Raw genomic sequence first — 15926 nt, 5'->3', positions numbered from 1 at the left:
AATATCATGAAATTGCTCAAGTTAAGCTGCGCCGTGGCAGCAGCATTAGTCAGCCAAACCGGGTTTGCAAGTGAAGCCGGTGGCGATAATGAAGTTGTGGTAGTGACGGCGACATCTTACGAACAAACGTTACGCGAAGCACCCGCTTCGATCAGTGTGATTGATAGTGCTGAGATTAACCGCGTTCCAGCTTCTGATATCACTGAGGCGCTGAAGGGGGTTGCGGGGATTCAGATCGATAAAACCTGGGGGGATGAACCATCCATTAAGATTCGCGGTTTAGATAGCGATTTTACATTGTTATTGATTAATGGACGAAGAATAAACTCCCGTGAAGCCATTGTCCGCGGCGCGTTTGACATGTCGAGCATTCCGATGAGTGCCATTGAGCGTGTTGAAGTCGTGCGTGGCCCAATGTCGGCACTTTATGGCAGTGAAGCCTTGGGTGGCGTGGTCAACATTATCCTTAAACAACCAACCAATGATATTCACGCTGCTGGTCGGGTAGGTTTTAGCAGCCCTGCGACTGGAGGTGGTGATCTGAATCAAGTTGGTGGCTACGTTGGCGGCGCGCTTATTGAAGATAAACTCCTTTTCAGTGCCAATGTTGATTATACAGATCGCGATATTTGGGCTATCACTGAAAATGACCCAACCTCTTCTAACACTTTAGAAGGGCAGGAGCGTTTGGGCTTTATGGGTGATTTAACTTGGTTAGCGACTGACAATGATACATTCATTGTTGACTTCTCCCACATGGAAGATGATCGCGTTTCTCCAAGGTCTAACAATGATCCTGATGAGCATAGTTACTACGAGAGTAAAAGGTTACGTGCTGGCCTAGCTTACAATCGCGTCTGGAGCTGGGGTGATACCTATGTAAATTATTATTATGAAGATGCTGAGATTATGGAGGACAACTCTCATCCAGCGTTAACCGTAGCGAATGGTAAGCAAAATAATCAGAATTTTGATGCTCGCGCTGTATTTGGTTTTGGCAGTAATCATTGGTTAACTGTGGGCTTGGATTATGGTACGACAGAATTAAAGCATGATCGGGATTACAAGGAAAAAGCTGACAACTCCCAAGTTGCTGTTTATATTCAAGATGAGATTCAAATTACTGACCCGTTTAAGCTAGTGCTGAGCGGCCGTTATACTGACCATAGTGAATTTGGGAGCAATTTTAGTCCTCGTGTCTATGGTGTCTATAATGCATCTGAAAAGTTAACAATTAAAGGTGGGGTTGGTTCTGGCTTCAAGGCGCCTGCAATGTGGCGTTCTTCTGATCAGTTTGTGTTGATCAGTTGTGGCGGACGTTGTTGGTTGGTAGGTAATCCAGACTTGAAACCGGAAACATCCGTCAGTTATGAGCTTTCGGCACACTACGCCGAAGATAACTGGTCGTTGCAAGTTGGCGGCTTCTTAAATGATGTTGAGGACATGATCTATCGAGATACTGCTAACCGATACGGTAGCGGACCAGGTGGGTTACCATATATTAAACACATCAACTTGAATGAAGTTAGAACTCAAGGTATCGAAATTGATGGTCGCTATGACCCATCTGATGTGTTCTCTTTCTCTGCAAACTTGACGATCACAGACAGTGAAGATAAGACAACAGGAAATGAGTTGGAAAACACGCCACGTTATATTAGCAACCTCGCGTTTAATTGGTATCCGACCCAAGATCTTCAGTTTTATACTCGCGTGAACATAATTGGACCGCAGAAAGACTGGGCTAGAAAGCAGCCAGATGGCACATATACGCAAAATGAACTGTCAGCTTATGAAACAGTAGATGTTGGCGGTAGTGTATATATTCATCCAAATATTCAGTTTAAAGCTGGTATAACGAATATCGGTGATACCCGTCTAGAGCGTGAAACCGTTGAAACAGGCCAAGTTGAACAAGGCCGTATCTACTACGCATCACTAGACTTTGAATATTAATTTGGCCGAGCCACCATCATGCTAGCGCAATGGGCTCTGGCTGAATGCAATAGACTCACCTATTGCAGTGAGCTCAAGTGACGGTTTCTTTCGACTAAATTAATCAAGGCTTTCCTATATTAGGAAAGCCTTTCTTTTAAGCGATATACATTAAACGAGAGTAGGCAGACCTACAGTTTAAGCGAGGAATCCGTTGGCAAAAAGATGTCGTCAGTGAGATTCACAAACTCACACAGTTTCGGAATATCAGAGATAACAATTTGAGCGCCATGCTCTTCAATTAGCGCAGCTTTCTTTAGCTTAGTAATGGCTCGAGACAGCGTTTCAGGCGTCATTCCCAATTGGGTTGCAAGAAGCTTCTTGGTGACGGGGAGCGTGATGGTATCTTCATGTCGATGTTGCTGGCGGTAGATCTCGGCAAAGCGCATGACTAAGCGTTGATGTGCGCTGACTTGGGTGAGAATGTTTTGGGTGTTCATGAGTTGTAGAATGTGATTGCTCATATATTGCAGAGCGCGCTCACTGAGTGTCGGGGAATGATAAACTAACTCGTTAATCGCGTAGTAGGGAATCGCGATAAGCTGCGAGTCTTGATCGATTCTCGCGCTCATAGGGTAAGCGCGCGGAGACATAAACATCGCAACTTCAGCGATGATGCCACCTGCCATAAACACTTTAAACAGTTTCTCATCGCCATTCGGCATCAAGCGATACAATGAGATCTTGCCTTTCACGACTTTGTACATATTTGTGGCGTCGTCACCTTGCTCAAAAAGGGTTTCTCCCGCCTGACACTCAATGTCACAGCTTTGCGCAAGTAACTGATCGCGTTCAGCTTTTGTCATTGTTTCGAAAATCGAATAACTCATTGCACTTTACTCGCCTACATTAATCCTGCCAACAATATATTAAATGATAATTCATCTCATCTAAAGCGGTTTGAGCGGTAGGATTGTGCCTCGATTAGCCATGAAACATGTCATCTGTGTACGTTACTTGGGAAAGTCAGGTTTGAAGTTTAATTAAAAGGCGACTTCGGAGGCTGCCATATAAATCAAAGTAGGGTTTGTAAAAATAGAAAAGACCTCTGCGGCGGCAATGCAGAGGTCTTTGATTCGTTCAGGAGTGAATCATATGGAAGCAGCGAACTTCCTAATCACTGATTATTTCAGCGTAACACTGTAAGAAATCAGAACTTTCAGGTCGTTGCGGTCTTTCTTATGAACGATGTCGTCGCCACGGAACTGACCGCGGTGAACACGTACGTTTAGACCTTCTAAGCTACCTTCTTGGAATTTGTAACCCACGTTCCAGTCAAAGGAGTGCATTTTACCGTCATATTTCGCATCGCCGTTACCATCGCGACCAGAGAAAACGTTGTTACCGTAAGAGCCACCGATACCAGCACTTAGGCCTGGAAGACCAAACTCAGCGAAGTTGTAGTTCATGGTCAGTTTGAACGCACGGGTACCATCAACGTTGTAATCTTCAAGCTGTGATGTCGTCTGCATGAAGTTACGGTTGTCAGAGTTTGCCCAAGGCGTTAGTCGGAAGTTATAGGCACTCGCTTGACCTTGCGTATCTGTGGTGCTGACACCCGTTACCCAGGTGAAGTTACCGTGCTTAATTTTTGCACCAAGACCTAAGTAGTACTCGTTTTTGGTATCTTGTAGGCCAGTAAGTTCAGACTCTTCTGAGCGACCGCCATGGTAAAAACCTGAGAGGTCTACACGTGCATCACCAACATTGAAGCCGTACTTAGCCAGCGCCTGCCAGTTTTTGCGGTAATCTTTACCTTCGCCGTAACCTAAATCAATTTGACCACCATCAAACTTGTAAATAGCACCCAGTGTATGGATGTAATCAATTTCAGTATTGATGGTTGATGAGTTAGCTGTTTGATTCTGGTGCCACTTGGTGGTCATCGGCAGGAACTCTTTACGCCAATCATTCTTAAAGCGGTCAGCAATGGCATAGCCAAGAATGAAATCACCAACATGGCCTTTCAGCTCTATGCCGCGGTAAGCGTGTGGGTTCAAACCCCAGCTTGAACGAATAGTACCAATGTTGATACGCGTGTAACCACCGCGCACAGCAAGGCCCGCATTATCAGTGCCAAATTTTGCTTTCAGGGCAGCAATGGTCAGTGCGGAGTATGATTTTTCACAGGCTTCATACTTACCGTCAACTTCTTTACACTTGTGGTCGAAGTAAAGAATTTCCGACATACCGGTTGTGTCACCGAGCTGTAGGTTGGTATTTGCCCACAGGTCTAAACCAATGGTGTCTTTGAAGTAGCCTGACTTGTAGTCCCAAGCTAATTGTAAAGTTTGATTCTCGATGTTTGGAACGTATGTATTGCTGGTTGGATCACGCTCTTCACGATCGCGGATGTAAAGGAAAGTGTGGATTTTCGAAGATGACTCTTCGTAGAAAGCTTGTTTCGCTTCATCCGCCAAGTCAACCGCTGCTGCGCTTTGGTTAAGGACGTCATTTTGATCAAGCGTAGAGGCTTGCACTTGAGTAGAGGCTAGGGCGGCCGCCACTGATAGGCTTACCAAGGTTAGTGCTGTTTTAGTTGTTGTACTCATAACTATTTCCGTCAGTTATTAAACTTCAGTGATGATTCACGAGTTTAATCTTATCGGAATGATGAATTATTAAAATAGAAATTGTGTTTTAAAATTATAAAACCAGATCTCCATCAAATTTGCGGGTTATCTTTGAAACTGAATGTGAGCTGAATCAAACATTGTAAAATGCGGTGAATTGCATATATCTTGCTATAAGAACAGCATAATCTTTGCCTCTGATGTAGTCCGTTAGGTCAACTTGTTGCATTAAGTGTGTCTTAGGTGGGAAGAGAAGAGGTCAGAAGTTGGTGCTAATGATGCGGTTAACGCTGAGTTTTGCGTTAAAGGTGATTGAAAGGGAAGAGTATTCCTTCACACTTTTGCCTTGGTATCTTTACCTTGACTTCGACGCGCTAGGCCGCTTTTAAGCTCGGCATCATGAGGTGGACTGAGTTTATAGCCAAACAATAAGTGCTTGTGAATCAAGGATACAGAAAGTGGAGGGTGTTTTCTGACCAAAAATCGCTTGATCCTTGCGCATGGAACCCTATAATGCGCCTTCCACGATAGTTGTTCCTCTGTAGAATGATATTTTATGCGGCCTTTAAGGATTTAGGCCGCGTTTTTTTCTTCATACCTTGTCTATCAGTACGTCCTTAAGAGCAACTCGCCAAAACGTAGCTAAGCCACTGTACTATTTTTGCTCACCTTTCCACGCTATTTCAAGGTATAGAATGTCTGCCCGGCTAAATCGGCATGCTTAACAAAATCACCACCGGGTGCGCTGGAGTCTTTAGTGCGCCATCCATATAAGCCTTTCTGGCTGGGGTCGGTAAAGCTGTCCAAGGCATTGGATTTTGCAGCAGCAAGTGCCGCATTGACAAAAGTGGCGTATTTCTCTCGCTCTGGGTGATTGTAATTGTTGGCTGTATTGACCAGTGTGAGGAGGTTGTTTTTGATCGAATCAATTAGGCTAGGATAGCTCTCAAAACCATGGAACTGATTCCGAGCAATAACAACATCCTTATAGGTGACATTGGATGTGGCTGTGATAGCAAATCGAGAAGGCTTACTGTCAGCTTTACGGTTTTCGACAACCTGACGCATCCAAAGCATCGAGGTGATCGCTTCGTCTTCTTTATATCTCGGGCTGCTTGGATTAATCGACTCAGCCAAGAATAAGCGAGCAAGCAAACCCTCGTCTGTGCTTGATTGAGGAAGCTGAATCACCTTTTTATCAAACACTTCGATGTCGATAGCAGCACTTTTGTTACCAGACGTCGCTTTTAATGTTGTGGTCCCTACTGTTGTGCCTTTAATGTCAATTGTCCATTGACCGCGAGGGCCGTTAAACGGACTATTCGTTAACGTCGCAGTGATGAATCGCCCGTTTTCCAACTTGATGTCAGTGGCAACCCGTGCCGTTAAGCCGTTGGTTCTAATGCGTTTAGTGCCATTTTTGGGGATGCTAATGGCGCTGATTGACATGCCTCGTGTATCTACAAAATTAACCATTTCTACTCCTTTAACGCAATGGTGATCGCTTCGCCGTGAACAACGGCGTTGAACAGATGTGCTGCCGCCCAAGCTCTATCGACGAGAAAAGTGCTACTGCCAACATCATCCGCACTGGCGACGACATGGTCGACGAGATGGATACGACGCATGTTGGCATTGGCATGAATAAACGCCCAGCTTTCATCTGGCTTGGTACTGATCGGTAAAATCCAAAGCTCTTGTCCTTGTTGCCAATACACATAGGCGGTGAGCGCATCGTTATCGTAATGGGAGATAAAAAGTTGATGCGTTGAGTGAGTTGAGTTCGATGCGGTTGAAACTAGCTGCGAAATTTGATCCTGTAAGGCTGGAAAAGTAGAAAGCGCGCTCACTTTTGCAGGTGGCATTTCAGAGGCATTCGCTAACGAGGACATAAAAAAGAGGCTGATGGCGATCAGGGCTTTATAGATGCAACAGGTCTCAGGGTTCGATTTAATCTTGAACATAACGCGTTTCTCGTAATGAGTAAGGTGTTAACGATTTCCTTACTGAGGAATGACGTGGTAGGCGGCAGGGTATCTTGGTATTCGTTTTCATGATGAATGGCAACGGTATGAATGCGATTCGCTTCAGCTAAATATGGAGTGACTATTTTATCGATTACACGCGTTCTGAATCGATATCTAGATTGAGTAGAGATGAGGCGATTGCACTCCTTGACGATTTTTTCGAGCATATTGTGACGACTTGAGTATAATGTCGCGCACAAACCTGATGGGGAACGATTTCTTCATTGGTATCGCTGAGCTACTTTTGACATGTCAGTCGGTGGCACGCGTGGATGGATGTACCCAATTCGCCATGGAAGTGGCACTTAGTTTTTCTCTTTTCCTTAGGAAATCATATGGCCACTGGCAAAAAATTTACTTATCGTGTTGTTGAAAAGCGTAATGGCTGGGCAGCAGAGATCATTCGTCAGGTTTCAGCGCGACGCACCACCATCTCAAAGCGTGATACAGGCTTCGAAACCGAGCAAGCTGCGATTGAGTGGGCTGAGAAGACATTGGGTGAGTTTGCTCAACAGCAAGTAGAGCGTAACAAGCGAAAAGCTGAACAACGTCATGAGCGAGATGTTGCTAAAGCTGAAAAGCAAGCAGCAAACGAAGCGAAGCGTCCTGTTGTCGAGGATGATGACGAAGACTTTATGGACTTTGACGACTAAGTTGCGTCGAGTTTGAGTACATAGCCAGCGATATTCGCTGGCTTTTTTATCTCTTTTGTTAAAGTACCCTCAGGCACTGCTCTGGTGGCAGACTTAGCAATGTATTTGCAAACGCTATCTTTTCTTCTCGCCAACGTAGAGCAGCGGCATCACTCTGACTGGATTGACGATCGGCGTCAAAGTACTCGCGGGTAGGAAGGCCATCAGCAGGTGTTAAAACCATACTTTGCTCGTTAACGCGTAACGTAAAGAGAAACTGACCCCTTTGCCCCGTTTGTGCTGCCGGATGGTGTAGCGTGGTATCACAGCAGTAGCGCTTGTCTCTCAGTGCGCGGCATGTGTACTCGAAAGCATCTTGGGTTCCTCGTCCGGGAAATGCGGTATAAATGCTGATCCCGTTTCGCTGAAGAGGCTCGTTGCCAGCCGCAATTTTGACGGCATATTGCACGAGGCGAAAGCCAAGCACTAAGCCGCCAACACTGCCAATCCCACTGTATTGAATCGCACTGGCAAGATTTAACGCGAGTTTATCGTTACCTTCATAGAGAAAAAAAGTGGGCTCGGCCCAGTCACTTTCAGGGGTGAGGTGTGTAAGTATGCTTGAATCGTCCATGTTAGTCTCCACAGAATAGTTTTCAGATTAATACCGAACGTTTAACACGCTGCTAATGGTAATCATTATCATTTGTTTCTGCAAAGACTTCATGGCTGGCTAACGTCGTTTACCTTGGATTTCAACGATGCCTCGATTTGTCAAACCAATGTTGTCCGTTTTTCTATTGCCGATAGCTTTGTACTTAAAAGTGATCATAACAAGGTTTCTAGCTTGGCGGCGAGGGACGTTAATTGAGCGACTTGTTTGGCCTCGAAAAAGAGTGCCTAAGTTGTCTTCAACGATCTTGCTGCCATCACGAAAATGTAGGGTGATAGAATCCATGTTGATCATGCCTTGCTTAGACTTGAGACGTACCTGTTGTAGGTCACGTTTGTAAGGGTTGATCAGCACGCGATCGGTATCGGCTTTGTAGGTTACTGTGCGTTCTGTCAGCGTGTCCCACTTGGCGGCAAGTGCGGGTTGTGAGAAGCAGAAGAGAAGTGTGATTAACGTAAGTAGCTTTTTCATTGGTGCCTCAGTGTAAAACTTAACCATCTGAATTAACTTTGGTTATCTTCAAAGTTTGTCTGGGCGCTATTCTGTTTTTTTCATGCGTAGGCTGTGTCAGAGAAATGTAAATTGTACGGCGTTCATTATGGTGTATGTCTTTTCTTTTGCTGTGTTGCAGCGTTGCGTTTATATACTCAAACCACCTCAAGATGCAGGATTCAGAAGCGGCCTAGCGCGTCGAGTTCAAGGCAAAGGTGTGAAGGAATGGCTTTCCCTTTCAAACACCTTTAACGCAGAAATCGGGGCGCTAGTTGCTTCCCGAAGGGCGAGTTTTCTAGGCTCGCCACCGTCGTTACTGTTTTTTGATTTAGTCCACTAGATCTTCAAAACAGTGTCTTGTTGACAAGCCTAGAAACTCTCGCTGAACAAGCATCTTGAGGTGGTTTGAGTATATAGTGAAAAGGATAAATATTTCAGAGGAATGGTTGACCCTCACCGTTAAAATCAGATGAGGGGAATGACGCGACTCCTTAACGTGTGACACTGTAATAAGCGATAACCGCAAGGCCTGCAACGCTAAACAGTGCCGCGAAAGGAGGATTGGCCGGGGTGAGTTTGTCGACTTGATAGGCAAAATAGCCAACAAGTCCAGTCTGAAGCATGATGGCCACCGTCATAGTGGATGCATAGGTCGCTAAGCCTTTCCTTATCGCGAACACGATCATGAGTGAGACGGTGACACCTGATGTGAACATACCAACCCCCGCCGATTTCATAAAGTTCAACGTCATGACTTGCATACCGGGTGACAAGTCTTGCCAAGTCAGTGCCATAGCATCTAGGTGATAGGGCATAATCTCTGTGGCAAATAGATAGCGTAGCCCAGCGCCAGTCAGTGCCAGGGCACAAAGCGAGTAAAGCGTTAGGCTAATGCGATTACGAACTGTAGAGACTGACATACTTAAACCACCTTTTGCTGTAGCAAGCTGTCCGCCGTCGCGATAATCGCGGCGTGATTGGGTGTTGGTTTGTAGCCAAGTATGGTTTTCGCTTTGTTGCTATCGACGCGCAGTTCTAATCCCAACTCTTTGACCACTGTTTTTAGGGCGGGATCAAATAGAGCAACCATTTTCACTAGCCAGTTTGGTAATTGCCGCGTAGGCAGATTTTTACGGTAACTGGGGTATTGGTTACGAAGTACTTCGGCAATGTCACCTGTCCACATAAACTCTGAGGCAGTGATGAAACGTTCGCCAACAGCCTGAGGAGAGGTCATCGCTTGAATGTGCATGGCAGCGACATCTCTTACATCGCATACGGGGAAACCTATTCGAGGCATGCCGGGAAAATCGCCTTTCAACAGCTTAACGATCAGCTCGGCAGACGTGCCATAATCTTTCCCGAGCACTGGCCCAAGAATCACGCCGGGATTAATCACTGATAGTGGTAGGTCATGTTGTTCAGCAAATTGCCATGCCGCTTTTTCAGCTCGAGTTTTTGACTTGTAATAAGGCGTGATAGTGCTGGCGTGTTCAGACGTCCAATGCGATTCGTTGTAGGGGGCGCTGTCACTGTTGTGCACAACTGCCGCTATGGAAGATGTCAGCACCACACGTTTTACATTCTGTGACTTTGCCGCGTTAAGCACTCGTAGTGTCCCATCGACGGCTGGTGCAATGAGGTCGTTTTCGTTCTTAGGGACATGTGCCAAAAAAGGCGAAGCAGCATGAATAACAAAATCTGTCTTCTCCATGACACTATCCCAGCCTTGATCATCCATTAAATCTGCCTGATGGAGAGACAGGTTAGCGACCAGTTCGCCGCAGGATTCTCGTAGTGTATTGATTATTTGAGCTTTTCTTTTCTCACCACGTAATGTGCCTTTAACGATATAGCCTTGATTGAGTAATTGAACCGCAATATGACTTCCTAAAAAGCCCGTAATGCCTGTAACGACCACAGTGGCAGGGGTTGCTGTGGGATTATGTTGATTAACGCTTTCCATAAATACCTCATTCTGACATTTGGTGTTAATAATGTCAGGCTGACATTCTTTGTAATTTATGTCAAGATAGTTTTCATACGAGTCATCACTTACATGAATGGTTTGCTATGCAAATAGAATCGAAAAAAGACAGGATTGCCGAGGCTGCGTTAATCGCGTTTGGGCGATATGGTTATAAAAAAACATCGATGCAAGATATTGCTGAGCAGGCGGGGATGTCACGACCTGCGCTGTATCAGTACTATGCGAACAAGGAAAAGATGTTTGTTGGGCTAGTGGAGAAAATGTTTCAGCGTGCGAGCGAAGCAGCAGCACCGAAATGGGATGTCGCGAGTGATAATATGTTGGAGGTGCTGACGGAAGCGGTGCTAGCCTACGAAATCACGCTTTTTGAGCCTGTGTTAAAAACAGCACGCGGCATCGAATTGATCGAGTTGGCACAACAGTTAACGCCAGAACGCATGCAAGAAGGGCGGGAATACTTACAAGCGAAAATTGTTGCGACGTTGACTCGGGCTGAACAGCAGGGCCAAATCGATGTTTCAAGTTTAACAACCTCTCTCGATGAAATTGCCGTGCTGTTGTTACATGGTATAACGGGGATTAAGTTTTCTATCACTTCTACTGATGAGCTAGCACGGCAGACGCGGTTACTTTTTCAACTCGTTTGGCATGGGATCGATGTCGCCGAACAGCCCAGTAAAGTAGTATCTTGAGGTAACTTGAGTATATTTTTGTATGGATGGAAGTTGGCCGTGTAAATATCTGAAATGCTATCCATTTATGGTTATTTGTGAATGTAAAAGGTAATTTATAAATATTTATATCTTTTAGTTGTAGCAAAGGCTAAAACGAATTTTTTGCGTTTAGAAATAAATGAGACGCTTGGTAATAAGAATTTTTATGCGAGATGACTCGTTAAAAATTGAGTTTATGGTTTGTGAATTAATTTCCTTCTGATAAATAAAGTACCTTTCATAACTCAGATTAATGTAATTGGTATTTAATGATGAAGGTTCTATTCACGCTTCTTTTTTCGTTAGCGCTAACGGCCTGTGCCCAAAAAATCACGGCGCCAACGTCTGGCCCAGTCGCAAACCTGTCGGTCAGTGTTGTTAACTTCAACGAAAAACAGAGCATTCTCAACAACGAGTATGTTGTTTTCAAGATCAACAAGAAAGATGAGAGTTGGGGGGGCGACCATGCGATTAAAGCTGAAGAGCCTAATCAGGCATTTGTGATCCCTGCTAATACAGAGTTGGACTATGTTATTGGCGTTCATCAAGGTGGGGCGGGTTTTACCAGTAATTGTGGCTTACTATTAGATATGGTAGCGCCTGAGAACAAGAATCTACATTTAAAGTTTTCGTTACAGCGACCAGTCGATGATAAAAAGATTTCGGGATGTATTGCAGAACTCTATGCTGATGGTGAGCTAATTGGTCAATATAGTGGTGGCGCAAATATTACCATTTATACTGTTGTCTTTGAGTAATGTGATAAAGCCCCATTGAGTTAAAAACGTTATCAAGCGCCTCCCAGTGAGGCGCTTTTTCATTAGTATAGTTTCCAAGCTTGTTGCCAACTACTGCCAATGCCGGGCTCATACGCACTGTTGCTGCACCAAAGACTGTTGGGCCATGGCTGACATTCATATGTTGCGCCGTGATGGCTAACAATATCACCCGCACTATAGTTAAAACCTGCTTGGTAGGGGGTAGCAACGCTTGGTGGTGTCGGTTCCGTTGTTGGAGGTTCAGTGACTGGTGGCTCTGTCGGCGGTTGAGTGCTTGAACAGTCAGCATTACTGGTTGCTTGCCATACTCCCCACGGGCCTGACTCACTTGGGTTATCCCCTTGGGTCCACCACTGTGCTTGCCATATTTGGTTTGCCCATACTACCTTGTCGCCACTATTGTAGATTGCTGATGCTTGCCATTCAGCGCCACAATCTCCAACGGGAGGTTGAGTCGAATTGGTGACGTTGACAACAGCACGAGCTTGATAAAGCGTCGCTGTCTTATCAATGTCAAACGTTAGCAGAACTTCCGCACTGCCTGGGGAATGAGCCGTGAACTCAACAACGACTTGGCAAGCCTGTTGCGCAGAGAGTGTCGTGAGTGCGCAAGTATTTTGAGAGACGACAGGCACTGTTGCAACACCGCTATGCGAGACAGTGGCACGGTCGACAGTAAAACTCTGTTGGCCATTGTTGGTAATCGTGAAGGTATGTGATTTCACTTCACCAACATGAAAACTACTAAGGGATTGGTGCGGCGTATAGCCAACGGACACGTTCTGCGTCGGTGGTTGATTGCCTATGATGTCATCGATAAAGGGTCGTAATGCCGCAATGTCGCTATAGACGCCATATTTTTCTGGTCTCGCGCACCCAATTCCCCAACTCACAATACCTAGTTGCGTAATTGTGCCACCTTGGTTGATCACAATGGGGCCTCCACTGTCCCCTTGGCAGGAATCGATACCGCCTTGCGTTGTGCCTGCACAGAAAGAAACATCTCCCACCGTCGCGTAATTCCCCCCAGATTGGCGACAGACAGAATCGGAAACGAGGGGGACATCGACCTCCTGTAATACACTTGGCGAGACGCCCCCTTCAGAGGTGCGGCCTAAACCGGCAACAGTTAGCCAATCGCCTATCGCGGCATACTGGCTAACGCCGATATTGGCGATCTCCACAGCGATTGCGCCTGTGGGTATTTGGCTTAGCTTCAGCAGGGCAATGTCATTCCGGTAGGTTGTCGCGTTGTATTGAGGGTGGATGTACATCTGGCTGACGTTTGCACGAATACCGTCGTTGCCGTTGTAGATACTACCGCCAATTTTGACTGCTATCTGTGACGGCGCATCACCGTCGACACAGTGGGCAGCTGTCAACACATAACCATTACCGATATAACTTGCGCCACAGTACGAGCGATTACTGTTGCTACGAACTATCTGGGTAAAGAAGGTCCAATCAGCGGGATTGGCAGGTTGGCCTCCAACGATGCGTGGAGCAATGTTTTGCTGCGCAGTATGAAGTTCTGCATAAGAAAAGCTCGTCAATAGCGCGGTGCCGACCGTGGCGATTTTAAATAATTTATCCACTTTTGAATCCTCTTGGTTTGTTGGTCACGTTATGTGTGCCAGAGAGGAAACAAGCAGATATTCTTTGCGATGCAAATTATGTGTCAATGACAAAACGAAAAGTGTGACACTGACTTCGTTGAAAAATTCAAGTCAGCATTGGGTTGTAATATTTTTGAAATATTGAGTCCAGAACAGTTCGGCGACGCTCATGTCATTTACATGTAATTCAGATGCTTAAATATGCATTCTCTAACCGTGCCAGCGCATCTGCGTTATGATTTTTAATGACACTGGTCAACTTAATGGGCATTCACTGACTGATTCAGTAGAGTCTTGTAATGTATGCACTATGTTTATATGCATGAAATTTGTTATTTGCGTTGGTGATGATAAGTACGGTTGTCGTTGTCGAAGCTAGCGAAAGCGAGAAGAGCAGAAGTTGAGTGCGGCTTGCATTAAATAACAACGTGAAACGGGATTTGACCAAAAACGATCGAGGAAAGTGTTATGACCAAGCGTACGCAATTCGATAAGTTCAAAATGCCGATGTTTGCTGCGGGTGTGCTTTTGGCCGCTGCTGTGCCACAACAAAGCAATGCCGCCTGTTCGCCAGATGCTTACATCGGGTCTATCTGTGCGACTGCGGCGACTTATTGTCCTCGCAATTATGCGATGGCATATGGCCAGTTAATGAGTATCGCTGATAATACTGCCCTGTATTCTCTCCTAGGTTGTCAGTTTGGGGGGGATTGCCGGAGTACTTTTGCGCTACCTGACTTACGTGGCCGCAGTGCCGTTGGTACAGGCACTGGTCTAGGACTGCCGCCCGTCGCGCTTGCTGGGAAAATAGGGACACCTGACAAGATACTTACTGTTGATGAATTACCTGCCCATAGCCACACTGCAACTGCCACCCAAGCGGCAGGGACGACAAGTTTTTTCGTTTCAGCATTTGATAGTAACGGTAGCAGTCCAACACCTAGCAGTACCAATAATGCACTTCACACTGCGGCAAAGAGTGTTTTTGCGGTTAACGATGATGCCAAGATCTATGGCCCTGGTACTGGGAATCTCGTGGAGTTGCAGGCAGGAGGCAGTTATACACCCGGGCTGACCACTGTTGTTGTGGGTAACACTGGGGGTAACAGTGCCTTTTCGCTTCAAGATCCTGCACTCGGATTAACGCACTGTATTGCGATAACCGGACTCTACCCACCTCGAACTTAAAACCTGATAAGGCAGCCCTTGGATAGGGCTGCGGGTGATTGAGCTGCAAGATGCTGACATTGGTGTAAAAGCAACACTGTGTGCGTTTTTGCGCCTAACTCCACTAGAAAACAAATCGAACGCCTGTTTTCGATACGTTGCCATTCAGCAGATTACTTTCCAATCCTTTCACTCGTCATCCGACTTACGCCCTCAGGTTCACCCCACATCAGCCCATCTACTACCTGTTTGTTTTTTCATTGCATCTTGTGGACGAAAAATGACCTTGGTCAACTTATTGGGCATTCAGTGGCTGATTCCGTAGAGTCTTGTAATATATGCACTATGTTTATATGCATTATGTTTGTTATTTGTGGTGGTGATGACAAGTGCGATTGTCGCTGTTGGAGCTAGCGATAGCCAGAAGAACAGCAGTTGAGTGCGGCTTGCATTAAATAACAACGTGAAACGGGATTTGCCTAAAAACGATCGAGGAAAGTGTTATGACCAAGCGTACGCAATTCGATAAGTTCAAAATGCCGCTGTTTGCTACGGGTGTGTTACTGGCCGTTGCAGTGCCACAGCAAAGTAATGCCACCTGTTCGCCAGATGCTTACACAGGGTCTATCTGTGTGACTGCAGCGAACTTTTGCCCTCGTGATTATGCTGAGACAAATGGCCAGACAATGTCAGTTAATCAGTATCCCGCGCTTTTTTCACTCATAGGTTGTCGGTTTGGAGGGGATTGCGTGAACACCTTTTTGCTACCTGATTTACGAGGTCGCAGCGCCGTTGGCGTGGGGACCGGGCCGGGACTGTCTCCGGTCGTACTTGCAGGGCAAATTGGGTCGCCTTCCAAGACACTAACTGTCAATGAATTACCTGCCCATAGCCATACTGCAACTGCCATCCAAGCCGCAGGGACATCGAGCTTTTTCGTTTCGGCTTATGACAACAACGGTAGCAGTCCAACACCTAGCAGTACCAATAATGCGCTTCACACTGCGGCGAAGAGTGCTTTTGCAGTTAACGATGACGCCAAGATTTATGGGCCTGGTACTGGGAGCCAGGTGGAACTGGAGGCAGGAGGTAGCTATACCCCCGGGGCGATTACTGTCGTTGTGGCAGATACTGGCGAAGGCGAATCTTTCTCGCTCCAAGATCCTGCACTTGGTTTAACGCACTGCATTGCGTTAGATGGGATTTATCCCCCTCGTGATTAACACGTGATAATGCAGCCCTTGGATAGGGCTGCAATGGATATTGGGC

Annotated in this window: 15 protein-coding genes; 6 read left to right on the top strand and 9 right to left on the bottom strand. The window is 46.0% G+C overall.

Annotation, left to right across the window (positions count from 1 at the left end):
- Positions 1-6: 6 nt before the first annotated feature.
- Positions 7-1956, top strand: a complete 1950-nt coding sequence (locus tag TSUB_RS08820; protein ID WP_087018455.1) for a TonB-dependent receptor plug domain-containing protein — start codon at positions 7-9, stop codon at positions 1954-1956.
- 170 nt (positions 1957-2126) lie between these two features.
- Here TSUB_RS08820 and TSUB_RS08815 read toward each other — a convergent pair whose 3' ends face one another.
- From TSUB_RS08815 to TSUB_RS08800, 4 genes are all read right to left on the bottom strand, one after another.
- Complete coding sequence (locus TSUB_RS08815; protein WP_087018453.1) at positions 2127-2825, bottom strand: Crp/Fnr family transcriptional regulator; 699 nt, start codon at positions 2823-2825, stop codon at positions 2127-2129.
- 294 nt (positions 2826-3119) lie between these two features.
- A complete protein-coding gene (locus TSUB_RS08810) occupies positions 3120-4547 on the bottom strand; it encodes an OprD family outer membrane porin (RefSeq protein WP_087018451.1) in 1428 nt (475 codons plus the stop codon).
- Positions 4548-5246: 699 nt separating this feature from the next.
- Positions 5247-6044, bottom strand: coding sequence for a hypothetical protein (locus TSUB_RS08805; RefSeq protein WP_087018449.1), 798 nt, complete (start codon positions 6042-6044; stop codon positions 5247-5249).
- Positions 6045-6046: 2 nt separating this feature from the next.
- Positions 6047-6532 (bottom strand): hypothetical protein, encoded by a 486-nt coding sequence (locus TSUB_RS08800; protein ID WP_087018447.1) that lies wholly within the window; start codon positions 6530-6532, stop codon positions 6047-6049.
- 398 nt (positions 6533-6930) lie between these two features.
- Between TSUB_RS08800 and TSUB_RS08795 the strand changes: the two genes are divergently transcribed.
- Complete coding sequence (locus tag TSUB_RS08795; protein ID WP_087018446.1) at positions 6931-7248, top strand: DUF3622 domain-containing protein; 318 nt, start codon at positions 6931-6933, stop codon at positions 7246-7248.
- Between the two features lie 58 nt (positions 7249-7306).
- Here the strand turns inward: TSUB_RS08795 and TSUB_RS08790 are convergent, their stop codons facing one another.
- The 4 genes from TSUB_RS08790 to TSUB_RS08775 all read right to left on the bottom strand — a co-directional run bounded on the left by TSUB_RS08790 (position 7307) and on the right by TSUB_RS08775 (position 10358).
- Entirely contained in the window at positions 7307-7861 is a 555-nt protein-coding gene (locus TSUB_RS08790; RefSeq protein WP_087018444.1) for a hypothetical protein, read from the bottom strand.
- Between the two features lie 99 nt (positions 7862-7960).
- Complete coding sequence (locus TSUB_RS08785; protein ID WP_087018442.1) at positions 7961-8371, bottom strand: hypothetical protein; 411 nt, start codon at positions 8369-8371, stop codon at positions 7961-7963.
- 512 nt (positions 8372-8883) lie between these two features.
- Complete coding sequence (locus TSUB_RS08780) at positions 8884-9312, bottom strand: hypothetical protein (RefSeq protein WP_087018441.1); 429 nt, start codon at positions 9310-9312, stop codon at positions 8884-8886.
- A gap of 2 nt (positions 9313-9314) precedes the next feature.
- A complete protein-coding gene (locus TSUB_RS08775) occupies positions 9315-10358 on the bottom strand; it encodes an SDR family oxidoreductase (RefSeq protein WP_087018439.1) in 1044 nt (347 codons plus the stop codon).
- Positions 10359-10465: 107 nt separating this feature from the next.
- On the opposite strand from TSUB_RS08775, the gene TSUB_RS08770 reads away from it, so the two are divergent.
- Positions 10466-11074, top strand: a complete 609-nt coding sequence (locus TSUB_RS08770) for a TetR/AcrR family transcriptional regulator (protein WP_221274512.1) — start codon at positions 10466-10468, stop codon at positions 11072-11074.
- A gap of 290 nt (positions 11075-11364) precedes the next feature.
- The gene (locus TSUB_RS08765) at positions 11365-11853 is read left to right on the top strand and encodes a hypothetical protein (RefSeq protein ID WP_221274511.1); all 489 of its coding nucleotides are present in this window, start codon (positions 11365-11367) and stop codon (positions 11851-11853) included.
- Positions 11854-11915: 62 nt separating this feature from the next.
- On the opposite strand, the gene TSUB_RS08760 is transcribed toward TSUB_RS08765, so the two are convergent.
- Positions 11916-13469, bottom strand: coding sequence for a trypsin-like serine protease (locus TSUB_RS08760; RefSeq protein WP_087018435.1), 1554 nt, complete (start codon positions 13467-13469; stop codon positions 11916-11918).
- A 489-nt stretch (positions 13470-13958) separates the two neighbouring features.
- On the opposite strand from TSUB_RS08760, the gene TSUB_RS08755 reads away from it, so the two are divergent.
- Entirely contained in the window at positions 13959-14678 is a 720-nt protein-coding gene (locus TSUB_RS08755; protein WP_087018432.1) for a phage tail protein, read from the top strand.
- 482 nt (positions 14679-15160) lie between these two features.
- The gene (locus TSUB_RS08750) at positions 15161-15880 is read left to right on the top strand and encodes a phage tail protein (RefSeq protein WP_087018430.1); all 720 of its coding nucleotides are present in this window, start codon (positions 15161-15163) and stop codon (positions 15878-15880) included.
- Positions 15881-15926 lie beyond the last annotated feature (46 nt).

Origin of the sequence: Thaumasiovibrio subtropicus (assembly GCF_019703835.1) — a bacterium.
Lineage (GTDB): Bacteria > Pseudomonadota > Gammaproteobacteria > Enterobacterales > Vibrionaceae > Thaumasiovibrio > Thaumasiovibrio subtropicus.
Note: the sequence above shows the minus strand (reverse complement) of the source record. Positions and strands in the feature narration are given on the sequence as shown.